We start from the raw sequence: 21,695 nt of genomic DNA on the forward strand, positions 1-21,695 counted from the left end.
ACGGCACTTGCTGTATGGGCTTCGCCTAAAGAGTGGTAGTCTGGAGGCGGGGGATAGCCATAATTCTGTCTTATGGCTCCGCTAGACTCTCAGTACTGCTGCTATTGATGTGACAAATATGTACAAGCGATTAAAAGGGCCGTATCTTGCGGCACAATAGCTCGCTAGGCAGGTATGTCCCCTTCATTTCAATAGAGGAAGCTAACCATGACTTCACGAATGATTGGCGATTTTCGAGTCCGTTGCAGCGTAGTGCCGCAAGATGGTCACGGATTTAGTGTCCGTGTCTGGACGCGCCGAGTTGGCGGTACCGCCCCCGAAAAAGGGTGGGAAATCCCCGGCCTGGCAGCCTACGCGAGCCAAGGTGAAGCCGAACAGGAAAGCCAGCAGATTTTCCAAAAAATCAATGGTGTACGTTTCAATGGTGAACCGGAGTTTGCACATGCGACCGCATAACGGCTGGTGGAAAACCACCAGCACCCCGCGCCGTTGGATCGAAGCGATCCGCGCCCAAGATCCGCGCCAGGCCGAAGTGGCCGACGTCGAATCCCAAGTGCAGAAGCTCGAACCCCAACCGGTCCAGGCTGCCGCCTGAACCAGGCGCTTGATGCAAAAGCCGCTCCGAAGAGCGGCTTTTTTCATACCTGGCGCTGCCGTGAGAGAACACTGGGTCTGCCAAGACGGGCGAGTCTCGGGCCAAGGGCTATACCAGCGGTACACGGAGTCGGCTGCGCGAGGCTTCGCCGGTGAGGCCGCCGGCTGGGCTTCCGTTGTCGGGCGCCCCTCGCCGGGCGCCCCTCGCCGGGCGCCCCTGGCCGGGCACCCAGCTAGAGGCGCCCCGAACCGGGCTGGCCGCCTCAGCGGCGCCAGCCGTCGCCGTGGCCATGACCATGACCGTGGCCCTTGCCGCGGTAGTGTCCCGGAGGACCGCCGTGGCGCCAGTGGCCGCGCGGGCCGCCGTAGTAGACCGGCGCCGGATAGACGACGGGCGGGGCCACGTACACGGGCGGCGGACGGTAGTAGACCGGGGGCGGGGCGTAGACGGGCGGCGGGGCCACATACACCGGCGCCGGGGCATAGACCGGCGGGGCGACGATGACGCCGGGGACCCCGATCGAGATGCCAACGTCCACCCGCGCCATCGCTGCACTCGAGAGAAGGAGGGCGGCGGCACCGAAACCGGCAATGAGCGCTTTTTTCATTTTTTCCTACCTTGCTGTCCAGGACAGCATCGTTCAGAGATTCGTTGGTTCTATTTTCCCGCGTTCGGGCCTCGTATTTGTACGAGCCCTTGCGGCAATGGCGACATTCCGCAACCAACACCCCTGTCCGCCACGGTGACATTGTCGCAATGCAGCAGGCCCGCCTCCAAGGAGGCGGGCCTGCATTGAAACCGACTGAAATCGACTGGAATAAGGTGGAATCGACGGCAGAAATTACATTCCCTCACCACCGTCCGGGCGCGCCAGCCGGAAGTCGAGCGCCCACACCCACGGATTGGCGCCCCAGGCCGCCTGACCGTAGCGTTCCGACCACGTTCCGGCGAAGTCCTGCACCGACGTGCAGGCCTCGGCGAGCGCGTCGGCCAGGCTGATCGACTGCAGGCGCTGCACCCGGATGCCCAGCAGAAACGCGTGCGCGAAGGGTGTGCCATCGAGCGCCGTGAGCGCGACCAGGGTGCCGGGCCGGCCGTAGGGGCACACGATCCAGTTGGACGGATCCGGCGCACGCGCGCCCGCCGCCGTTTCCTGGGCGAGCGCGAGCCAGCGCTCGGGGCTGCGCGGATCGCTGTACCAGCGGCGGGTGTGGGGGGGAGGTTGGGGTTTGAGGATGCGGCGCGTCTGGCGCCGGGTCCCTGCCAGAATGGCGGGTACGGAAGTCTGGGCGAACGGTAGCGCTTGCGCTTTCATCCGGGCTCCTGGGTGTCGGGGCAGTATGCCCCAATCGCGGCCGGATTGTCAGGGTGGCGTTTCCCCGAAGATTGCGGCGGGCGCCGTGGCAAGACGACGGCTTATTTGTATACTCGACGCATGACTACGCAACTGCCGCACGATCTCAAGCCCGGGTACTACTGGTACACCATGGAGAAGGACCCGCTGGCCATCATCCACATTCACGCCGATGGGGGCGCGACCCTCATGGGCACGGACTTCCGCATGGAGCCCGAAGGCGTCGCCGGCATGATCCGTCAGGGCGAACGCTTCTACTGGATCGAACCGCCGATCGTCTGACCCCGCGGGCCGCGGCGCTGCCGCATCCGTCCCGGCTCCTGGCGCATCCTCTACTACGCTGGCCGGTCCTGTTGGACCGGCCAGTTTGCCATCACGATGTCGTTTTTGCCGGCCTGCTTCGCGCGATACAGCGCGTGGTCCGAGGCCGCGTAGATGTCCCGCCACGCCGGTTGCAGACCGGGCGCGATCCATACCAGCCCGAAGGTCGCCGTCATGGCGGGCAGGCCGCGTCCCAGCTCGGCCGGGTCCAGTGCCCGGATCGCGAGCATCAGTTGCCGCGCCTGCCACATGGCGTCGGTCGGCGAGCGCGCCGAACAGATCGCCGCGAATTCGTCGCCACCCAGCCGACAGAGGCTGTCGCCGGTGCGACGCAGGACGCTGTTCGCGGCGCGCGCGACGAGGCGCAGCACCCGATCGCCGACGTGGTGGCCGTGCTGATCGTTGATGCGCTTGAAGTCGTCCAGATCGAACAGGATGAGCGCCACACCCTGCGCGCGTGCGTTCGCCTGCAGCGCGCGGCGCAGATGGGTCGAGAAATAGCGGCGGTTGTATGCGCCGGTCAGGTCGTCCGTGTGCGCCAGCGCGCGCAGCCGGGCATTCTCGTCGCGCAGCGCCTGCATGCGCGCCTGTATTGCCGGGGTCAGGCCGGACAGCCGCGGGCCAGTGGGACGGCCGCGCACGCCACCACGCCGGCGCGGGGCCGGCGGCGGTTCCACGGCAAGGGTGGGAAGGAGAAATCTGCGAGCGTCGATCATGGTCCTCTGCGAGTGCGGGCGCCAGGTCGCAAGACTAATGCGAATCGCGTGCTCGCCGGCGCTTGGCATGGTCAACAATTGCAAAGGGTGCGCCGAGGTGCGAACCACCGCACATGCGCGATTACGCCCACGCCGCCTCTACAATGCGCTTTCCCCCTGATTCGAGGAGCAAGGCACGATGGACGCCGAATTCTGGCTCGAGCGCTGGCGCGATGGCCGTACTCACTTTCACCAGAGCCGGGTCACCCCGCTGCTGCAGAAATACTGGCCTGCCCTCGAGCTCGGCCCCGGTAGCCGGGTGCTGGTGCCGCTGGCCGGCAAATCGCTCGACATGGTGTGGCTGGCAGGGCAGGGGATGCAGGTCCTGGGCGTGGAGCTCGCGCGGCAGGCCGTCGAGCAGTTCTTCGACGAAAACACGCTCACCCCGGTCATCAGCCAGACCCCGGCGGGAGACCTTTATACGGCGGGCGATGTGGCGCTGTTGTGCGCCGATATCTTCGACCTGGACGCGGCCCTGCTGGGTTCGTGTCACGGCGTATACGACCGCGCCGCGCTGGTCGCCCTGCCCGCCGACATGCGGGCCCGCTACGCCCGCCATGTGTACGGCCAGCTCGCGCCCGACTACCGCGGCATTCTGATCACGCTCGACTACCCGCAGGCGCAGATGGACGGGCCGCCGTTCTCCGTCAACGACGAAGAGGTGCAGCGGATCTACGCCGGCCACAGCCGCGCGACCCTGATCGATCGTCGCGACATACTCGAAAAAGAGCCGAAGTTTCTGGACCGCGGCGTCGCGAGCCTGGACACGCTGGTCTATCGACTCGACGGCGCGCGCTGAGCGATCACCCGACCGGGTGGCTGGGGTGCGACCGGCGAGGTGCGGCCGGCCAGGTGCGGCCGGGCCGCCCCCGGTGCGCACCGGGTCGGCTGATCCCGGCCGGCGTATCCCGGCCGGCGTATCCCGGCCGGCGTATCCCGGCCGGCGTATCACCCGTGCAACGGGGCGGCTCTGCCTCGCGTCCCGCGGTTGCCAAACCGCCGGGGGGCGGGCAATAATTCCGGCTGAAAAGCAATTGATAACCGTTCGTATTCAACGGGCGGTGAGCGAGAACGCCACCGTGAGTGGACACAATCAGCCGTCCCAGGATTTCGAGCATCTGTATGGCAGCCACCACGGCTGGCTCTACAAGTGGCTGCATCGCCGACTGGGCAATGCGGCCGATGCCGCCGACCTCGCGCAGGATGCCTTCCTGCGCGTGCTGACCGGCAAATGCCGTTTCGACAACGACCCGCAGGCCCGCGTCTATCTTCGTACGATGGCCTCGGGCATGTGTGTCGACCTCTGGCGTCGGCGCGAGCTCGAACAGGCCTGGCTCGACACCCTGGCCGCCCGTCCCGAACCCACCGCGCCGTCCGCCGAACATCAGGCCATGGTGCTCGAGGCCCTCGGCGAAATCGACGCCATGCTGCGCGGATTGCCGCCGAAGGCCGCGCAGGCGTTCGTCATGGCCGTGGTCTGCGAAGCCACCGATGCCGAGGTGGCCGCTGCGCTGGACGTGTCGACGCGCATGGTGCGCAAGTATGTCGCCCAAGCCATGTTGCGCTGCATGTTGCTCGAAGCCCGGCTCGGACTCGATCCCGCGTCCTCGGCTGCGCGCCCGGCGCACATGCCGCCGCTGGCGGGCGCGCTGTGAGCGCCACCTCGCACCGCGTCAGGACCGACCCGCCCGTTCAGGAACCCTCTCACCGGGCCATGGAGCAGGCCGCCGACTGGTATGCCCTGCTGCGTTCGGGCGAGGCCAGCGCACAGGATCATGCCGCGTGGCGGCTCTGGCTGGAGGGCGCCGCCGAGCATCAACAGGCGTGGCACTACGTCGAACGGATCGGCATGCGCTTCGCCCCGCTGCAGGCCAGCGCAGACCGCGATGCCGCCGTCGCGGCCTACCGCCGCGCCTCGGCCGGCGGCGGACGCACGCGACGCCAGGTGGTCCTGGGACTGTTCGGCGCGATCGGCGCCGGATGGCTCGGCTGGGCAAGCTGGCGCCATACCCCCCTGCCCGCGCTCGCGGCGGGGTGGGGCGCCGATCACCGTGCAGGCATCGGCGAGACGCGCCAGATCTCGCTGCCGGACGGCACGCGGGTCTGGTTGCGCGCGCTCAGCGCCTTCAACGTCGACTACGGCGCATCGCTGCGCAGGCTGGAACTGGTCGAGGGCGAAATGCTGATCGACACGGCGCCCGATGCCGCCCGGCCGTTTGTCGTCGATACCGGCGCGGGGCGGCTGCAGGCGCTCGGAACGCGCTTCACCGTGCGGCAGGAGCATGACGCCGTGCTGGTCGCCGTGTTCGATGGGGCGGTGAGGGTGGCGCCGTCGCGAGGCGGCGCCACGGGTGTGGTGTCGGCGGGCGAACAAGCCTATTTCGGCGAAGACGGCCTGCGGCCGCGGGTCGCGGCCAACCCCGGGCACGAGGCCTGGACACGCGGCGTGCTGGTGGCCGACGGCCTCACGTTGGGTGAGGTGGTGGGCGAACTTCGCCGCTACCACCTGGGTCACCTCGGCCTTGCGCCCGAGATCGCGCATCTGCGCGTGTTCGGCAGCTTCCCGATCGACGACGTGCCGCGTGCGCTGGCCATGCTGGCCTCCGTCATGCCGATCCGGGTGCGCCAGCCGCTGGCCTTCTGGATCAGCGTCGACGCGCGCGCATAGCCGCGCGGCCTGTCGTTACAAATTCGGGTTCCGCATTTTCATGCCTCGTTCGATGAGGGAGGTAGAGAGCCAGTCATGCTCGCGCCGTGAGTTCCGCGGCGCCGGCGCGGCCAGGCTCGCACAGACCCATACATCGATTGAGAGCCCAGGTTCATCATGCCCGTTCGTTTTCCTCGCTCCGCGTCCGCGATTCGACGCTCCCCCGCTGCGCGCGCATCCACTGCTGGTTTCGGCCGTACCCGTGCCTTGAGCCTCGCGCTGGCTTTGGCCGGTACCGCGCTGTGGGCCGCGCCCGCCGCCGCGCAGTCCGGCGCGGGCCAGGCCGAGGTGCAACGGCAATTCAACGTGCCGGCCGGCCCGCTGAATCAGGTGCTGGCACGGCTCGCGAACGAAACCGGCATTCTGCTGATCGCCACGCCTGAGCTGGTGGCGGGCCGGCAAAGTGCCGGCGTCCAGGGCAGCTTCACGCGGCAGGCGGCCCTGTCGCGGGCGCTGGCCGGCACCGGCCTGCGTGCCTCGCAGGATGCGCCGAATCAATATCGCCTGAGCCCCGTGCCTGCCGGTTCCGCGACCGAGCTCGAGACCGTGACGGTCACCGGCACCGCGACCACGGGCCTGTCGCCCGTCTACGCCGGCGGTCAGGTCGCCACGGGTGGCGCCCTCGGCCTGCTGGGCAATCGCGACGACATGGACACGCCGTTCAGCGTGACGCAGTACACCTCCAAGCTGATCGAAGATCAGCAGGCGCAGAACATCGGCGACGTGCTGGTCAACGATCCCTCGGTGCGCAATACCTACTCGCGCGGCGCCGGCCGCGACGAGTTCAACATCCGTGGCTTCACGCTCTACAACTACGACGTGTCGTTCAACGGCCTGTACGGCGTGTCGCCGCGCAACTCGAGCTCGCTGATCGGGGTGGAACGCGTGGAAGTGCTGCGCGGTCCGAACGCGCTGCTCAACGGCATGTCGCCCTACGGCTCGGTGGGCGGCTCGATCAACCTCGTGCCCAAACGTGCGGGCGCCGAGCCGCTCAATCGCTACACGCTCTCGTACATCAGCGACAGCCAGTTGGGCCTGCACGCCGACCTCGCGCGCCGCTACGGCGACGCGCAGGAGTTCGGCGTGCGCCTGAACGTGGCGGGCAGCGGCGGCGATCTGGCCATGGACGGTGCCAACGAAGATCTGGGCGCCGTCGCCCTCGGCCTGGATTTCAAGGGCGATCGCTTCCGCATCGAGGGCGACATCAACTATCAGAATCGCGTCACCGACGCGCGCAGCGGGCTGCTGTTCCCTCCTGCGGCCGGTACCGACATCGGCCGCGCACCGGATGCGCGCCGCAACTTGTTCCCGTCGTGGACGTACTGGAAGACGAAGGAATGGTCGGGCGCGGTGCGTGCCGAGTACGACGTGGCCTCGGACTGGACGGTGTACGGCGCGCTCGGCGCGCGCAAGCATGATTTCGAAAGCATGCAGACCTCGTGGCTGATGCAGGATGGCAACGGCAGCATCGCGTCCATCCCGGCGCGCCTGGACGAGTCGCTCATCAGCAAGACGGGCGAGATCGGCGTGCGCGGCCTGTTCCACACCGGCCCGATCAAGCACCAGCCCGCGCTGAGCGCGAGCTTCATGGACATCGATTATTCGTCGGCCCGCGTCCGTTCGAGCATCGTCACGTCCAACATCTACCACCCCGCCGATCTGGCCAAGCCCAACATCGCGCGGCCGGGCGATCTGCCGCGCACGAGCGACACGCGCCTCTACAGCGTGGCCGCGGCCGACACGATGTCGTTCATGGATGACCGCGTGCAGTTCATCGCGGGCGTGCGCAATCAGCGCGTGCAGTCGACCAACTTCAGCGCGACCACGGGCGACGCCACCTCCAACTACGGCAAGTCGAAGCTCTCGCCGGCCTTTGCCCTGACGGTGCGCCCGGTGCGTCAGCTGTCGCTCTACACCAACTACATCCAGGGCCTGAGCCAGGGCGCCACCGCGCCGGCCGGCACGGCGAACGCCGGCGAGACGTTCGCGCCGGAAGTGGCCAAGCAGTTCGAGGTGGGCGCGAAGTACGACTTCGGTGATTTCACCACCACGCTCAGCGCGTTCCAGATCGAGCGCCCCAGCGGCTTCGTCGATCCCGGCTCCAACCGTTACGTCGTCAACGGTGAGCAGCGCAATCGCGGCATCGAGCTGCTGGGCGAGGGCGAACTCAGCCGCAGCGTGCGCGTGCTGGGTGGCGTGGCCTACACCGACGCCCGCCTCACGCGCACCGTCGGCGGGCTGAACGATGGCAATCGCGCGCCTGCCGTGCCGCGCTATCAGTTCAATGCCGCCGTCGAGTGGGACACGCCGTTCGCGCAGGGCCTGACGCTCACGGCGCGCATGCTGCGCACCACCGATCAATACGTGGACGTCGGCAACACGCAGACCATCCCGGGCTGGACCCGCTTCGACGTGGGTGCGCGCTACGCGTTCAAGGCCGGCGGCACGCCGATGGTCATGCGCGCGACGGTCGAGAACGTGTTCAACAAGAACTACTGGCAATCCGCCGCACGCGAGGGCCTGACCGTGGGCGCGCCGCTGACCGTGCTGCTGTCGCTGAGCGCGGAATTCTGACGCGCGCGGCATGAGCGGGCGCGGTACGGCGCAGGGGCACGAAAGCCTGCGCCAGGCGATGAGTTGGCTGCACACCTGGGCCGGGCTGCTGCTCGGCTGGGTGCTGTACGCCGTGCTCTGGACCGGCACGCTCGCCTACTACCGGGCCGAAATCACGGCCTGGATGCAGCCCGAGCTGCCGGTGGTCGCCGCCTTGCCCGAGGCCGGGCAGGCCGCGGCGGTGGCGCAGGCGTACATGACCCGGCACCACGCGGATTCGCCGCGCTGGACGCTGGTGCTGCCCACGCCGCGCGAGCCGCGGATCACGCTTGCCTACGAGGAGGCCGCGCCGGTAGCGGGTCAGCCGGGCTTTGGCACCGCGCTGCTGCATCCGGTCACGGGCGCGCTGCTCACGCCGCGTTCGACGCGCGGGGGCGACTTCTTCTATCGCTTTCATTACGAACTTCAGCTGGCCTATCCATGGGGCCGCTGGATCGCCGGCGTTGCCGCGATGTTCATGCTGGTCGCGGTCGTGAGCGGCGTCATCGTGCATCGCAAGCTGTTCCAGGATTTCTTTGTGTTTAGGCCGAGCCGCGTCAGGCCGGGCCGCGTTAGGCCGGGCCGCGGCGGTTCTGACGGCTCCCGTCAGCTCGTTGCGAGTCTGCGCGGCGCGACTTCGAGCGGAAGCGGGACTAAGGTGGGCGATGCAGGGAGGCGTGAGGCCACCCGACGCGGCGGCGGCGCGCGCGCGTGGATGGACGGTCACAACGTGCTGGCGGTACTCGGCCTGCCGTTCCACCTCATGATCTCGTTCACGGGATTGATCCTGCTGATGAGCATGCTGATGCCGGCCGGCATCCTCGCGGCCTATGACGACACGCGCCATTTCACCGCGCAACTCGTGCCGGGACATCGGGCGCCGCCGGCGTCGGGCGTGGCCTCGCCGCTGATGCCGCTGCAATCGATGGTGGAGCGAGCCGAGGCGCAGTGGGACGGTCGGGCAGGGCGCGTGACGGTGCTGCACGCCGGCGACGCGGCCGCCACGGTGGTCGTGCAGCGCCTCGCCGCCGAGCGCGTGTCGCACAGCCTCGTGCCGCCCGCGCTCGCCTACGAGGGCGCCACCGGCAGGCCGATCGGAGACCCCAAAGATCGCAGCCCGGCGCTCGTCGCGGTCGGCGGTCTCATCGGCCTGCATCTCGGCTGGTTCGCCGAGCCCATGTTGCGCGCGCTGTACTTCCTGATCGGCATGGCCAGCACGGCCATGGTCGCGACGGGCCTGATCCTGTGGCTGGCCAAGCGCCGCCAGAAAGGCGCGCGGGCAAGCCCGACAAGCTTGCCCGATGCCAGCCCGTCGCTACGCCTCGTCAACGCCCTGAACATCGCCACGATCGCGGGCCTGCCCCTCGCCACCGCGGCCTATTTCTGGGCCAATCGTCTGTTGCCGGCCGACCTGCCGACGCGTGCGGCCTGGGAGGTGCGGGCGTTCTTCATCGCGTGGCTGGCGGCCTGTGCCTGGACCCTGATTGCGCGCCGCAATCGCTGGCGTGACCTGCTCGGTGCGTCCGCGCTGCTGCTCATGGGCCTGCCGCTGCTCAACGCGTTCACGGCCTCGCACCTAATCGCCACGATGGCGCAGGGCGATGGCGTGCGTGCCGGCTTCGAGATGATCTGCATCGGCGGCGGGGCGGTGCTGGGCTGGATCGGGTATCGCAGCGGGCAAACCTGACGCAGCGTTCTCCGGCGTGCGGGTCCTGCCCGCGCATGTGGGCCACGCCCGCGGCGCGGCATCGGGCGCCGGTGTGGAACCGAAGCGCGGCGGGCGTTACTCATCCGGCAATATGCCCATCCGATGAATCGCCTTAGGAGCCGAATGTGACCGCGCAGCTCATCCATGACAGACTTCCCGGCCTGGTTGCCCTGGTGTCGGATAAAGACGTGGCGAAGGCCACCACGGAAATTCATCAGGCGCGCGTGGCGAATCTCGAAAACAAGATGGCCGACCTGATCGGCAAGATTCAAGGCAATAAGGCGCTCGCCAGCCTGCTGCAAGGCGTGCTGACGCAGATAAACGCCCTCGTTGCACTTCTCCCGGCCGAAAGCAACCATCCGGATGACCGCGTGCCCGATACGCGTGAAATCCGCCAGGCCGCTTATGACGCCGCCTATGCGGCCCTGCCCGCGGAGTTGCTTTTGCCCATGTCGGCGAATGACCTGCCCGCGCCTACGCGCGAAGAGTTGGCGGAATCAACCCGCATGGTCGAGTACAAGCTCTTGACGGCGGCCAGAGAGCTGGCCTCCGACATGGTCGACCTGAAGTTCACCATGGGCAAGCACGAAGAGGCCAGCGCACTGCGGGCCAAGTTCTACGAAGCGTTGGGAACCGAGCTGTACTACTAGGGAGGGATTGCGCCTCGCCGTGGGACGAGACGTCGTGGCAGTGCCCGGCATTGCCGTGCCGGCACGCGGGCGAAATTGCGCGGCGCGGTGTTTTGCGCAGCGGGCTCGACGGTGACGAGTGACCGGGCCGGTAGTCGGAAAACAAAAAGGCCCCGAAAGATCGGGGCCTGTAGCGCAGCACTGAGTGCTTGAATCCTGGCGGAGAGGGTGGGATTCGAACCCACGATACGCCTAAACGTATACCGGATTTCGAGTCCGGCGCATTCGACCACTCTGCCACCTCTCCGTGACGGGTACTGCTGCAAGGAAGCTCCGTGATGCGTCTTGTGGTCTTAAGCTCGCATCAGGGCGGATAACGATGCATCCGCAAGGCCTTGCCTTTTACTTCTGGTTTTCACTTCGCTGGGTTCAGGAGCATTTCTGTTCTTGAGCAGCGAAGCCCGCCATTCTACACAAAAAAATCCGCTTGTGTGAACGTTGCTCAAATTTTTTTGAATTCTTGCATCGCGCGGCGGTGCGGCATGCGCCGCGACGCGCCGAATTTTGCCAGAATGCGGCCAAGAGTGCTGGCGCGGGCCGGCACCTTCTCGAGCGGGCCGGCCTCCCGGGCATGCCCCGTCATGGATCATGGACCTCATCACGCTGCTGTTGTTGGCCGCCGTCATCTGCGTACCCCTGGCGCACCGCCTCGGCCTGGGCGCCATTCCGGGCTATCTGCTGGCCGGCATGGCGATCGGGCCGTCCGGCCTGAGCATGGTCACCGACGTGCCGCAGATCCTCAACGTCTCCGAATGGGGCGTGGTGATGATGCTGTTCGTGATCGGACTCGAGCTCGCGCCCAGGCGCCTGTGGGGCATGCGGCGCGAGGTCTTCGGCGCCGGGACACTGCAGGTGCTGGCGTGCGGCCTGGTGCTGGGGCTGGTGTTCGGGGCCGGGCTGCGGCACCTGGCCGGGATGTCCTGGGTCGCGGCGGTGCTGTGCGGTCTGTCGCTCTCGCTTTCTTCCACGGCAGTGGCGTTGCGGCTGCTCGAAGAGCGCGGTTTGTTGAAGACGCCGGTGGGCTACTCGGCGCTCGGTGTCTTGCTGTTCCAGGACATGGCGGCGATTCCCATGCTGGTCGCGGCAGGGCTCTTGGGCTCGGGCGGGGCGAGTGCGCCGTCGTTCGGGGTGGCCCTCGCCGGGGTCGCCGTGGTGCTCGTCATGCGGCGCGTACGGCTGCTGAGCCTGGTGGTGCGCACGAAGGTCCGTGAGCTGTTCACGGCGGCCACCTTGCTGATCGTGCTGGGCTCGGCGCAGTTGTTCGACTACGCCGGTCTGTCGGCGGGCCTGGGTGGCTTTCTGGTAGGCGTGCTGCTGGCCGAGTCGTCGTATCGCGAGGAGCTCGAGCGCACCATCGAACCGTTCAAGGGTCTGTTGCTGGGGCTATTCTTCCTCGCGGTGGGCATGTCCGTGAACGTGCGCGAGGCCTGGACATTCTGGCCGTATGTGCTCGCGGGCGTGGCGGCGCTGTTGCTCATCAAGCTCGCCCTCATCTACGTGCTGGCGCGCATCGTGGGCCTGCCGCACTACCATCGGCTGCTCTACGCACTGGTGCTGGCGCAGGGCGGCGAGTTCAGCTTCGTGATCTTCAACGAGGCCTGGGACAACAACCTCATGACGCTGGCGCAGCGCGACCTGCTGGCCGTGGTGGTGGCGATATCGATGGGCCTGGTGCCGTGCCTGATCCGTTTGCTCGAGCGGCTCCCCGCGCGGTATGGCGGGATCGCGGGCATGGACGTGACGCCTGTGGGCTTCGAGGGGCCCGCCGCCCAGACCGAGGGCGCGAGCGGCGAGGCCCGGATCCGGGCCGCGGACGCCGCGGCGATCGCTGCGGGCGCAACGGTCGACGGCGACGGCCCCGACGCACGCCGCCCCTGACAGCGCCATGAACGCCTTGTCGATAGCGCGGCGGTGGTCGGCTGTGCCATGATAGATCGATGCGGCGCGGCTACACTCATGGCCGTCGTCCCACCCGATCCATCAGGAGAAAGCACATGCTCAAAGGTAAAGTCGCTGTCGTCACCGGTTCCACCAGCGGGATCGGCCTGGGTATCGCCACCGCATTCGCGCAGCAAGGCGCCGATGTGGTGCTCAACGGGTTCGGCGATGCCGGCGAGATCGAGGCGCTGCGCGCCCGTCTGGCCGAGGAGCATGGCGTCAAGGTGCTGTACGACGGCGCCGACCTGTCCAAGGGCGAGGCCGTGCGCCAGATGGTGGCCAACACCGTGCAGACCTTCGGTCGCATCGACATCCTCGTCAACAACGCCGGCATCCAGCACACCGCGCTGATCGAAGACTTCCCCATCGACAAGTGGGATGCCGTCATCGCGCTCAATCTCTCGGCCGTGTTCCACGGCTCGGCCGCCGCGCTGCCCCACATGAAAAAGCAGGGCTGGGGCCGCATTATCAATATCGCGTCGGCGCACGGCCTCGTGGGCTCGGCGCAAAAATCCGCCTATGTGGCGGCCAAGCACGGGGTGGTGGGCCTGACCAAGGTCACCGCGCTCGAGACGGCCGGCCAGGGCATCACCGCCAACGCGATCTGCCCGGGCTGGGTCCGCACGCCGCTCGTCGAAAAGCAGATCACGGCACTGGCCGAACGCGGCCACACCGACCAGGAAGCGGCCGCGCGCGAGCTGCTCGGCGAGAAGCAGCCCTCGCTGCAGTTCGTCACGCCCGAACAACTCGGCGGCACCGCCGTCTATCTTGCTTCCGAAGCAGCCGCGCAGGTTACCGGCACCACCATTTCCGTCGATGGCGGCTGGACCGCCCGCTGAACCACCAGGACTCTCTTACATGCTGTTCTTGCTCTCTCCGGCCAAAAAGCTCGACTACGACACGCCGGTCAAGACCGAGTTGCACACGCAACCGTTGTTCGTCGATCAGGCGGCCGCCCTGATCAGGGTGCTCAAGACCAAGTCCGCCGAGGATATCGGCGAGCTCATGAGCCTGTCGCCGGCGCTGTCCGAGCTCAACGTGGCGCGCTACGGCGCATGGAAGAAGACCTTCACGCTCGATAACGCGCGCCAGGCCGTGCTGGCCTTCAATGGCGACGTGTACGAGGGTCTCGAGGCTCCCAGTCTGTCCGAGCGCCAGCTCGAATGGGCGCAGGATCACGTCGTGATCCTGTCGGGCCTCTACGGCGCGTTGCGGCCGCTCGACCTGATGCAGCCGTATCGCCTCGAGATGGGCACGCGGCTGGAGAGCCCCAAGGGCAAGAACCTGTACGAGTACTGGGGCTCGAGCGTGGCCGACTATCTCAATACGCGCCAGGAAAGCCAGAAGGCGCCCGTGGTCATCAACCTCGCCTCCGAAGAGTATTTCAAGGTGGTCGACAAGAAGGTGCTCAAGGCGCGCGTGGTGCAGTGCGTGTTCCAGGACTGGAAGGGCGGCGACTGGAAGGTCATCAGCTTCCATGCCAAGCGCGCGCGCGGCCTGATGGCGCGCTACGCCATCACGCACAAGATCGCCAAGCCCGAAGGCCTGCAGGCGTTCGACAGCGAAGGCTATGCCTTCGCCGCCGACGTCTCCAGCGCCGACAAGCTGGTGTTCCGCCGCAAGCAGGCCTGAGCCGGTCATGCCGGCCGGCCTGCGCGTCTTTCTGTTTTTCTCGCTCGGCTATCTGATCTCGTATGTGTTCCGCGGCCTGAACATCGGCTTCGGACCCTACCTGACCCAGGAGCTGAGCCTGTCGGCGGCCGACCTCGGCACGCTCACGAGCCTGTACTTCCTCGGGTTTGCGCTGCTGCAGATTCCGGCGGGCCTGATGCTCGACACCTGGGGCCCGCGCCGCGTCAACGCGGCGATGCTCGTGGTGGCCGCCATCGGCACGCTGATCTATGGCATGGCGACCACCCTGGGCGGCCTGATGGTCGGACGCCTCCTGATCGGCGCCGGCGTCTGCGTGTGCCTGGGCGCCACCTTCCAGGCCCTGGCCCATACGTTCCCGCTGTCGCGCCTGCCGAGCATCAATGGCCTGGTGATGGCCGTGGGCGGCATGGGCGGCGTGCTGGTCGGCTCACCGTTGTCCGAGCTGCTGCAGCACACCACCTGGCGCACCGTCAGCATCGGCATGGCCGCGGCCACGCTGATCGTCGCCGCGCTGATCTGGTTCGGTTCGCCGCGCGAAACCGGACCCGCGCGCGCGCCCGTCACGCTGGGCCAGCAATGGCGCGGCACCTGGACGCTGCTCACGTCCGCGCATTACTGGCGGCTCGTCTCGCTGCCCGTGATGACCGGGGGCGTGTTCTACGGTGTGCAGTCGCTGTGGGTGCGGCCCTACCTGATCGAGGTCAACGGGCTGGACGCGGTGCCCGCCGCCTGGCTGGTGTCGTTGCTGGGTCTGGCGATGATGGCCGGCAATATCGGGCTGGGCGTGGCCGCGCGCCGTGTCGAACGCATGGGGCTCGGCCTGTACGGCTTCGGCGGCCTGTGCATGGTGCTGTTCCTCGTGATCCAGCTGCTCATCGTGCTGCGTGTGCCGCTGCCGCTGGCGGCCCTGTGGGCCGGCTATGGCATCTTCGGCTCGGCCAACATTCTGGTCTACGCGCTGCTGGCGGGCGAGTTCCCGCGCGAGCTGCTGGGCCGCGTGGCCTCGACCACCAACCTGCTGATGTTCCTGATGATCTTCCTGTGCCAGGTCGGCGTGGGCTGGGTCGTCGATCTCTGGCCGCGTGTCGCCGGTGGCTTCAACGCCGACGGGCATCTGGCCGCATGGGCGGTGTTGTTGGTGGCGCAGGTGGCGGCAGCGGTCTGGTACTTCTGGCCGCGGCGTCAGGCGGTGGCGTCGGCCTGAGCCGGCGCTTAGCCCGCGGGAGTCCCTGCCCGCGGGCGCCCCTTCACGCCGCCCGCACCGCCACCGGGCGATGTTCGCCCGGGTCCGCCACGGCTTCGAGTTCCTGGCGGATCAGCGCGGTGGCGCGCAGCATCTGCTTGATGGGGTAGGCCAGCGTCGCCAGTTCGCCGGTGGTGTCGAACTGGGTCGGCAGCTGGCCGGGATCCGGCGCCTGCGGATCGAGCTGCTGCACCATGCCGTTCAGCGCCTCCTGGATCGGCGCCGGTGTCTGCGGCAGCGCGGCCAGGATCGGCATGGCCGCGGTGATCTGCGAGGCCAGGATGTGATTCTGGATCAGCAGGTTGTTGAACTCGGGCACGCTCACCTGATGCTGACGCGGCTCGCTCATCATGCGATAGAAGGCCTCGGCATAGTTGCTGAACGCGATATGCACGTTCTTGCGCGCGAGGCGCCAGTGCAGGTCGGCCTCGGCCACGGCGGGCTCGTCGTCGGTCTTGCCGGGGTGGGCCTGCATCACTTCCACATAGCCCAGGCCCGCGCGCAGGTATTCGCGATTGGCGCGCGACGCGGCCTGCGCCAGCGGCTTCATGTAGCGCGCTTCCCACCACGGCAGGATGTAGCTGCACACCAGCGCCAGCACGCAGCCCAGCAGCGTGTCGAGCGCGCGCTCGCCGATCACATCGAGCGAGACCGTGCCGGGCGCCACGAAGTGGAACACCAGCACCACGAACAGCGTGTTGAAGATCGCGCTGCCCATGTAATTGAGCTGGATCAGGCTGTTGCCCATGATGCAGGCGCCCAGCAACACCGCGAACAGCACTTCGGGGCGCTGGGTGATGGCGAACAGCGCCAGCGCGGCCACGCAGCCGATCAGCGTGCCCATCAGGCGCCAGACGTTGCGCTGGCGGGTGAGGGCGAAGCCGGGCTTCATGATGATGACGATGGTCAGCAGCACCCAGTAGCTGTGCGCGGCCATGTTGTTCGACAGCCAGGTGCCGATGAGCCCCATCGCCGCGGCCGCCGCGAGGCTGACGCGTAACGCGTAGCGGAAGTGGGGCGAGTCGAAGCGCAGATTGCTCGTGATCATGCCCAGGCGCACCTCCTGGCGCGACATGAACCGGGTCAGCGATTTGTTGATGCGCAGCTCGCTGGTGGGCACCGCGTTGGCTTCCTGGGCCGTGTGGCCGGCCAGCTTGTCGACGATGCGGGCCGCGTTGCGCAGGCGGCGCAGCACCTGCACGATCAGCGCCAGCGTTTCGGGTTCGCGCTCGCCCAGGCCTTGTTGCTTGAGCTGTTCGATCTCGTACTCGATGGCGCGCAACTCGGCCTTGGCGCTGCTGCGATACTGCGTCTGGCGGCCGCGCGACACGTCGAGCGCGATCCGGCTCATCTCGAGCGACATCTTCACCAGCGCGTCGCGCATGAAGATCAAGGCGTCGCTGCCGGCCAGTGCGCGGCGCAGCGCCACGTAATCGGTGTGCGTGGCGACCAGCGTATCCAGCATCTGCAGCATGTCGACGAACATGTTCCAGAGCATGATGCGCTCGCCCTCGCGAAAGCCCTGGCCCCGCGGCAGCGCCCGCAACACCAGATCGCGCGCGGCCTGGTGGTTCTCGGTCATGAGCGATTGGCGCTGGATCAGCGTGCGATACGAGTCGTCGAGATCGGCGTTTTCGTCGTAGAAGCTGGCGCGGGCCGCCATGTAGTCGGCGGTCGCGAAGAGCGCCACCGACATGGCCTGACGCTCTTCGCGCAACCAGAACACCCGGCGGAACGTGAGCGAAAACAGCAGATAGAACAACGCGCCGCCGGCGGTCGCGAGCGAGTGGTAGAGCACCTCTTCGGGCGGCAGCGGCGAATGCATGGTCAGCGTCATGAGCAACAGTCCGGCAAAGCCGATCAGGCCGCCGCGCTTGCCGAACACCGAGAACATCGAAAACAGAAAGCACTGCGCGATCACCACCAGCCACAAAATGAGCGGGTAGGTCGAGGCCAGGCCGGTGATCGTGACGGTGGCGGTGCCCAGGAAGGCGCCGCCCAGCATTTCGTTGGTGCGATGGCGCTGCGGGCCGCCGGGCTGGTCGATGATCGCCAGGCACTGCGCGCCGAAGGTGGCGACCAGCCCCATGCTGTACTGCCCGAAGAGCCCGCCCAGCACCAGCACGGGCAGCAGCATGCCGATGCCCTGCCGCACGCCGCCGAAAAAGTAGTGGCTGTAAAGAAAGCGCCGGATGCTGGCGATGCGCAGGTCCATGGGGAAACGCGATAGAGGCCGTGAATAGCGCCAGTATAGAGAGGGTCGGGGCTTACGGGGTCAGATCGATGCATCAGAGCTTGGTATGCCCTGGCCACCCCGCCGAATCAGGCGGTGTGGCGCCGTACCGACAGACCTGATTTGCTCGGTTTGCCGCAACGCGGTAAATTCGCTCCTCTTGCGCCGGTCTGCCTATCCGAAACCGGCGCGCGGGCGAGCAAGACCCGGGCCACCTTCCGCGGTCTGCTGCGCCAGTAACACCTGCCGTTGGCCGCGCCACAAGCGTGTGATGCCGAGGCTTCCATTTCGACCTCCAGCGCTCCCTTGGGCGTTTGCACTGCGTTTCTGATGAGCGCGTGCCGGGTCGGCAAGGTGTCCGGGTGGCGTGGCTCCGTGAGCCGCTAAGCGCCGGACATGTTGTCGTAACCGGTTCGGGTTCTGATTGCTGCCGTATCCGGGCAAGTAATGATCAGTGGGGCAGGGCCGGTACTGAAAGGAATGACAACATGGAAATGAATGGCGCCGACATCGTCGTGCGCTGCCTGGCCGATGAGGGCGTGGAACACGTCTTTGGCTATCCTGGCGGCGCGGTGCTCTACATCTACGACGCGATTTTCAAGCAAGACAAATTCCAGCACATCCTGGTTCGTCACGAGCAAGCTGCCGTGCACGCTGCCGATGCGTATTCGCGCGCCTCGCAAAAGGTGGGCGTCTGCATCGTGACCAGCGGCCCGGGCGTGACCAATGCCGTCACCGGCATCGCCACCGCCTACATGGACTCCATCCCGATGGTGATCATCAGCGGGCAGGTGCCGACCGCGGCCATTGGCGAAGACGCCTTCCAGGAGTGCGATACCGTCGGCATCACGCGTCCCTGCGTCAAGCACAACTTCCTCGTGCGCGACGTCAAGGATCTGGCCGAGACCATGCGCCGCGCGTTCTACATTGCGCGCACGGGCCGTCCCGGTCCGGTGCTGGTGGATATCCCCAAAGACATCACCGTTGCCCAGTACAAGTACACCCCGCCCAAGGGTGAGATTGCACTGCGCTCCTACGCGCCCGTCACCAAGGGGCATCAAGGCCAGATCAAGAAGGCCGTGCAGATGCTGATGTCTGCCGAGCGCCCGATGATTTATTCGGGTGGCGGCGTGATCCTGTCCGATGCCTCCGACGAGCTGCGCGCTTTCGCCGAGGTGCTGGGTGCCCCTGTCACGAACACGCTGATGGGCCTGGGTGCCATGCCCGCCAGCAACGGCCAGTTCGTCGGCATGCCCGGCATGCACGGCACGTACGAGGCGAACATGGCCATGCAGCACTGTGACGTGCTGCTGGCGATCGGCGCCCGTTTCGATGACCGCGTGATCGGCAATCCCAAGCACTTCGCCCAGAATGCGCGCAAGATCATCCACATCGATATCGACCCCTCGTCGATCTCGAAGCGGGTGCGCGTCGACGTGCCGATCGTGGGCAACGTCAAAGACGTGCTGGTCGAACTGACGGCGCAATATGCCGCGGCCCGTGCCGAGAACAAGCCCGCCTCCACCGAGAAGTGGTGGCAGCAGATCGAAACGTGGCGTGGCCGCGAGTGCCTGAAGTACATCGGCTCCGACGAAGTGATCAAGCCGCAGTACGTGGTCGAGAAGCTCTGGGAAGTCACGGGCGGCGACGCCTTCGTGACCTCCGACGTGGGCCAGCACCAGATGTGGGCTGCGCAGTACTACAAGTTCGACAAGCCGCGCCGCTGGATCAACTCCGGTGGCCTGGGCACGATGGGTGTGGGCCTGCCGTACGCCATGGGCGTGCAGATGGCCAATCCGGGCACCGACATCGCCGTCATCACCGGCGAAGCGTCGATCCAGATGAACATCCAGGAACTGTCGACCTGCCAGCAATACCACCTCACGCCCAAGATCGTGTGCCTGAACAACCGCTTCCTGGGCATGGTGCGGCAGTGGCAGCAGATCGATTACGGCTCGCGCTATTCCGAGTCGTACATGGATTCGCTGCCCGACTTCGTCAAGGTCGCCGAGGCCTATGGCCACGTGGGCCTGCGCATCGAGCGTCCGGCCGACGTCGAGCCCGCGCTGCGCGAGGCATTCAAGAAGCACAAGGATCGTCTGGTCTTCCTGGACTTCATCACCGACCGCACCGAAAACGTGTGGCCGATGGTCAAGGCCGGCCGCGGCCTGACCGAGATGCTGCTCGGTTCCGAGGATCTGTAAGGAGGCCACCATGAAGCATGTGATTTCGGTTCTCATGGAGAACGAACCCGGCGCGCTGTCGCGCGTGGTGGGCCTGTTCTCCGCTCGCGGCTACAACATCGAGACGCTGACCGTGGCGCCCACCGAAGACGCGACGCTGTCGCGCCTGACCGTGGTCACGGTGGGGTCGGACGATGTGATCGAGCAGATCACCAAGCACCTCAACCGTCTGGTCGACGTGGTCAAGGTGGTGGATCTCACCGAAGGCGCGCACATCGAGCGTGAGCTGATGCTCATCAAGGTGCGCGCGGTCGGCAAAGAGCGCGAAGAAATGAAGCGGATGGCGGATATCTTCCGCGGCCGCATCATCGACGTGACGGACAAGTCGTACACGATCGAACTGACCGGCGACCAGGATAAAGTCCAGGCATTCATCGACGCCCTGGACCGCAGCGCCATCCTCGAAACCGTCCGTACCGGGGTTTCCGGCATCGGCCGCGGCGAACGGATCCTGAAGCTCTGACCGGCGTACCCGCCGGGGCATCACCCAATTTGTTTGAATTCAACGTATCTAGAAATTCCAAGATTTGGAGCACACCATGAAAGTTTTCTACGACAAAGACTGCGATCTCTCCCTGGTCAAGGGCAAAACCGTTGCCATCATCGGCTATGGCTCGCAAGGCCACGCCCACGCCCTGAACCTGCATGAGTCGGGCGTCAAGGTCGTCGTCGGCCTGCGCAAGAACGGCGCGTCGTGGAACAAGGCCGCCAACGCCGGCCTGAAAGTGGCTGAAGTGGCCGAAGCCGTGAAGTCGGCCGACGTCGTCATGATGCTGCTGCCCGACGAAAACATCGCTCAGGTGTACAACAACGAAGTGCACGCGAACATCAAGGCCGGCGCCGCGCTGGCGTTCGCCCACGGCTTCAACGTGCACTACGGCCAGGTCGTGCCGCGCGAAGACATCGACGTGATCATGATCGCCCCGAAGGCGCCCGGCCACACCGTGCGTTCGACCTACTCGCAAGGCGGCGGCGTGCCCCACCTCGTGGCCGTCTACCAGGACAAGTCCGGCTCGGCCCGTGACATCGCCCTGTCGTACGCCAGCGCCAACGGCGGTGGCCGTGCCGGCATCATCGAAACCAACTTCCGCGAAGAAACCGAAACCGATCTGTTCGGCGAACAGGCCGTGCTGTGCGGCGGCGCCGTCGAGCTGATCAAGGCCGGTTTCGACACGCTGGTCGACGCGGGCTACGCGCCCGAGATGGCCTACTTCGAGTGCCTGCACGAGCTCAAGCTGATCGTCGACCTGATCTACGAAGGCGGCATCGCCAACATGAACTACTCGATCTCGAACAACGCCGAATTTGGCGAATACGAGACCGGCCCGAAGATCGTGACCGACGAGACCCGCAAGGCGATGCGTCAGGCCCTGATCGACATCCAGACCGGCGAGTACGCCAAGAAGTTCATCCTCGAAAACGCCGCTGGTGCGCCCACGCTCACCTCGCGCCGCCGCATCAACGCCGACTCGCAGATCGAAGTCGTCGGTGCCAAGCTGCGCGCGATGATGCCCTGGATCGCCGCCAACAAGCTGGTCGACAAGTCGAAGAACTGATGTCGCTCGTGCCACGCCGGCGCAGCCGGCGTGCGCACCTGCCGGGCCCCGAGCCCGGGATAACGGCATCTCCGCGCAGCGGGGATGCCGTTTTTCATTGGGGTGGGC

20 protein-coding genes and 1 tRNA gene are annotated in these 21,695 nt (G+C 66.7%); 16 read left to right on the forward strand and 5 right to left on the reverse strand.

Annotated elements, in window-relative coordinates; all coding sequences use genetic code 11:
- The first annotated feature begins 207 nt into the window (after window positions 1–207).
- Both CEK29_RS05335 and CEK29_RS23805 read left to right on the forward strand, forming a co-directional pair.
- Entirely contained in the window at window positions 208–456 is a 249-nt protein-coding gene (locus CEK29_RS05335) for a hypothetical protein (protein WP_094799676.1), read from the forward strand.
- Window positions 443–595 carry a hypothetical protein gene (locus CEK29_RS23805; protein WP_170948450.1) on the forward strand — a complete coding sequence of 51 codons (153 nt, stop codon included), beginning with the start codon at window positions 443–445 and terminating at the stop codon, window positions 593–595. Before CEK29_RS05335 ends, CEK29_RS23805 begins: the two co-directional genes overlap by 14 nt.
- A gap of 262 nt (window positions 596–857) precedes the next feature.
- Here CEK29_RS23805 and CEK29_RS05340 read toward each other — a convergent pair whose 3' ends face one another.
- Together CEK29_RS05340 and CEK29_RS05345 are read right to left on the reverse strand one after the other, a co-directional pair.
- Entirely contained in the window at window positions 858–1,202 is a 345-nt protein-coding gene (locus CEK29_RS05340; protein ID WP_094857514.1) for a virulence factor, read from the reverse strand.
- A 234-nt stretch (window positions 1,203–1,436) separates the two neighbouring features.
- Window positions 1,437–1,910: a hypothetical protein gene (locus tag CEK29_RS05345; protein WP_094857515.1), complete on the reverse strand. Its 474-nt coding sequence runs from the start codon at window positions 1,908–1,910 to the stop codon at window positions 1,437–1,439.
- A 120-nt stretch (window positions 1,911–2,030) separates the two neighbouring features.
- On the opposite strand from CEK29_RS05345, the gene CEK29_RS05350 reads away from it, so the two are divergent.
- Window positions 2,031–2,231, forward strand: coding sequence for a hypothetical protein (locus CEK29_RS05350; RefSeq protein ID WP_170948442.1), 201 nt, complete (start codon window positions 2,031–2,033; stop codon window positions 2,229–2,231).
- A gap of 53 nt (window positions 2,232–2,284) precedes the next feature.
- On the opposite strand, the gene CEK29_RS05355 is transcribed toward CEK29_RS05350, so the two are convergent.
- The gene (locus CEK29_RS05355; RefSeq protein ID WP_176456838.1) at window positions 2,285–2,986 is read right to left on the reverse strand and encodes a GGDEF domain-containing protein; all 702 of its coding nucleotides are present in this window, start codon (window positions 2,984–2,986) and stop codon (window positions 2,285–2,287) included.
- Window positions 2,987–3,164: 178 nt separating this feature from the next.
- Between CEK29_RS05355 and CEK29_RS05360 the strand changes: the two genes are divergently transcribed.
- The 6 genes from CEK29_RS05360 (at window position 3,165) to CEK29_RS05385 (ending at window position 10,682) form a co-directional block, all read left to right on the forward strand.
- Complete coding sequence (locus CEK29_RS05360; protein ID WP_094857517.1) at window positions 3,165–3,824, forward strand: thiopurine S-methyltransferase; 660 nt, start codon at window positions 3,165–3,167, stop codon at window positions 3,822–3,824.
- Window positions 3,825–4,104: 280 nt separating this feature from the next.
- Complete coding sequence (locus tag CEK29_RS05365) at window positions 4,105–4,680, forward strand: sigma-70 family RNA polymerase sigma factor (protein ID WP_094800187.1); 576 nt, start codon at window positions 4,105–4,107, stop codon at window positions 4,678–4,680.
- Between the two features lie 59 nt (window positions 4,681–4,739).
- The gene (locus tag CEK29_RS05370; protein ID WP_094857518.1) at window positions 4,740–5,693 is read left to right on the forward strand and encodes a FecR domain-containing protein; all 954 of its coding nucleotides are present in this window, start codon (window positions 4,740–4,742) and stop codon (window positions 5,691–5,693) included.
- 246 nt (window positions 5,694–5,939) lie between these two features.
- Window positions 5,940–8,306 carry a TonB-dependent receptor gene (locus CEK29_RS05375; protein WP_255176077.1) on the forward strand — a complete coding sequence of 789 codons (2,367 nt, stop codon included), beginning with the start codon at window positions 5,940–5,942 and terminating at the stop codon, window positions 8,304–8,306.
- Window positions 8,307–8,316: 10 nt separating this feature from the next.
- Window positions 8,317–10,011, forward strand: a complete 1,695-nt coding sequence (locus CEK29_RS05380) for a PepSY-associated TM helix domain-containing protein (RefSeq protein ID WP_094857520.1) — start codon at window positions 8,317–8,319, stop codon at window positions 10,009–10,011.
- A gap of 146 nt (window positions 10,012–10,157) precedes the next feature.
- Window positions 10,158–10,682, forward strand: a complete 525-nt coding sequence (locus tag CEK29_RS05385; RefSeq protein ID WP_094799668.1) for a hypothetical protein — start codon at window positions 10,158–10,160, stop codon at window positions 10,680–10,682.
- Between the two features lie 196 nt (window positions 10,683–10,878).
- Here the strand turns inward: CEK29_RS05385 and CEK29_RS05390 are convergent.
- A tRNA-Ser gene (locus tag CEK29_RS05390) sits at window positions 10,879–10,968 on the reverse strand.
- Between the two features lie 341 nt (window positions 10,969–11,309).
- On the opposite strand from CEK29_RS05390, the gene CEK29_RS05395 reads away from it, so the two are divergent.
- The 4 genes from CEK29_RS05395 (at window position 11,310) to CEK29_RS05410 (ending at window position 15,516) form a co-directional block, all read left to right on the forward strand.
- A complete protein-coding gene (locus tag CEK29_RS05395) occupies window positions 11,310–12,599 on the forward strand; it encodes a cation:proton antiporter domain-containing protein (protein ID WP_094857521.1) in 1,290 nt (429 codons plus the stop codon).
- A gap of 116 nt (window positions 12,600–12,715) precedes the next feature.
- A complete protein-coding gene (locus CEK29_RS05400) occupies window positions 12,716–13,498 on the forward strand; it encodes a 3-hydroxybutyrate dehydrogenase (RefSeq protein WP_094799666.1) in 783 nt (260 codons plus the stop codon).
- A 19-nt stretch (window positions 13,499–13,517) separates the two neighbouring features.
- Window positions 13,518–14,291, forward strand: a complete 774-nt coding sequence (yaaA, locus tag CEK29_RS05405; RefSeq protein WP_094857522.1) for a peroxide stress protein YaaA — start codon at window positions 13,518–13,520, stop codon at window positions 14,289–14,291.
- Window positions 14,292–14,298: 7 nt separating this feature from the next.
- Window positions 14,299–15,516, forward strand: a complete 1,218-nt coding sequence (locus CEK29_RS05410) for an MFS transporter (protein WP_094857523.1) — start codon at window positions 14,299–14,301, stop codon at window positions 15,514–15,516.
- 43 nt (window positions 15,517–15,559) lie between these two features.
- Here CEK29_RS05410 and CEK29_RS05415 read toward each other — a convergent pair whose 3' ends face one another.
- Window positions 15,560–17,770 (reverse strand): FUSC family protein, encoded by a 2,211-nt coding sequence (locus tag CEK29_RS05415; protein WP_094799663.1) that lies wholly within the window; start codon window positions 17,768–17,770, stop codon window positions 15,560–15,562.
- A 452-nt stretch (window positions 17,771–18,222) separates the two neighbouring features.
- On the opposite strand from CEK29_RS05415, the gene CEK29_RS05420 reads away from it, so the two are divergent.
- The 3 genes from CEK29_RS05420 to ilvC all read left to right on the forward strand — a co-directional run bounded on the left by CEK29_RS05420 (window position 18,223) and on the right by ilvC (window position 21,587).
- Window positions 18,223–19,992 (forward strand): acetolactate synthase 3 catalytic subunit, encoded by a 1,770-nt coding sequence (locus CEK29_RS05420; RefSeq protein ID WP_255176080.1) that lies wholly within the window; start codon window positions 18,223–18,225, stop codon window positions 19,990–19,992.
- 10 nt (window positions 19,993–20,002) lie between these two features.
- Window positions 20,003–20,494: an acetolactate synthase small subunit gene (gene ilvN, locus CEK29_RS05425; RefSeq protein ID WP_094799661.1), complete on the forward strand. Its 492-nt coding sequence runs from the start codon at window positions 20,003–20,005 to the stop codon at window positions 20,492–20,494.
- 76 nt (window positions 20,495–20,570) lie between these two features.
- Window positions 20,571–21,587, forward strand: coding sequence for a ketol-acid reductoisomerase (gene ilvC, locus CEK29_RS05430; protein ID WP_094799660.1), 1,017 nt, complete (start codon window positions 20,571–20,573; stop codon window positions 21,585–21,587).
- Window positions 21,588–21,695: the final 108 nt, after the last annotated feature.

The organism is Bordetella genomosp. 5 (assembly GCF_002261475.1).
In the GTDB taxonomy this organism is placed as follows: Bacteria; Pseudomonadota; Gammaproteobacteria; order Burkholderiales; family Burkholderiaceae_B; genus Bordetella.

What these genes read in the sequence shown, in the direction of transcription:
- CEK29_RS05370 (WP_094857518.1), top strand. Translation starts at nt 4,740, where the DNA reads ATGGAGCAGGCCGCCGACTGGTATGCCCTGCTGCGTTCGGGCGAGGCC.
- CEK29_RS05395 (WP_094857521.1), top strand. Translation starts at nt 11,310, where the DNA reads ATGGACCTCATCACGCTGCTGTTGTTGGCCGCCGTCATCTGCGTACCC.
- CEK29_RS05350 (WP_170948442.1), top strand. Translation starts at nt 2,031, where the DNA reads ATGACTACGCAACTGCCGCACGATCTCAAGCCCGGGTACTACTGGTAC.
- ilvC (WP_094799660.1), top strand. Translation starts at nt 20,571, where the DNA reads ATGAAAGTTTTCTACGACAAAGACTGCGATCTCTCCCTGGTCAAGGGC.
- yaaA (WP_094857522.1), top strand. Translation starts at nt 13,518, where the DNA reads ATGCTGTTCTTGCTCTCTCCGGCCAAAAAGCTCGACTACGACACGCCG.
- CEK29_RS05410 (WP_094857523.1), top strand. Translation starts at nt 14,299, where the DNA reads ATGCCGGCCGGCCTGCGCGTCTTTCTGTTTTTCTCGCTCGGCTATCTG.
- CEK29_RS05400 (WP_094799666.1), top strand. Translation starts at nt 12,716, where the DNA reads ATGCTCAAAGGTAAAGTCGCTGTCGTCACCGGTTCCACCAGCGGGATC.
- CEK29_RS05360 (WP_094857517.1), top strand. Translation starts at nt 3,165, where the DNA reads ATGGACGCCGAATTCTGGCTCGAGCGCTGGCGCGATGGCCGTACTCAC.
- CEK29_RS05380 (WP_094857520.1), top strand. Translation starts at nt 8,317, where the DNA reads ATGAGCGGGCGCGGTACGGCGCAGGGGCACGAAAGCCTGCGCCAGGCG.
- ilvN (WP_094799661.1), top strand. Translation starts at nt 20,003, where the DNA reads ATGAAGCATGTGATTTCGGTTCTCATGGAGAACGAACCCGGCGCGCTG.
- CEK29_RS05415 (WP_094799663.1), bottom strand. Translation starts at nt 17,770, where the DNA reads ATGGACCTGCGCATCGCCAGCATCCGGCGCTTTCTTTACAGCCACTAC.
- CEK29_RS05335 (WP_094799676.1), top strand. Translation starts at nt 208, where the DNA reads ATGACTTCACGAATGATTGGCGATTTTCGAGTCCGTTGCAGCGTAGTG.
- CEK29_RS05340 (WP_094857514.1), bottom strand. Translation starts at nt 1,202, where the DNA reads ATGAAAAAAGCGCTCATTGCCGGTTTCGGTGCCGCCGCCCTCCTTCTC.
- CEK29_RS05345 (WP_094857515.1), bottom strand. Translation starts at nt 1,910, where the DNA reads ATGAAAGCGCAAGCGCTACCGTTCGCCCAGACTTCCGTACCCGCCATT.
- CEK29_RS05355 (WP_176456838.1), bottom strand. Translation starts at nt 2,986, where the DNA reads ATGATCGACGCTCGCAGATTTCTCCTTCCCACCCTTGCCGTGGAACCG.
- CEK29_RS23805 (WP_170948450.1), top strand. Translation starts at nt 443, where the DNA reads ATGCGACCGCATAACGGCTGGTGGAAAACCACCAGCACCCCGCGCCGT.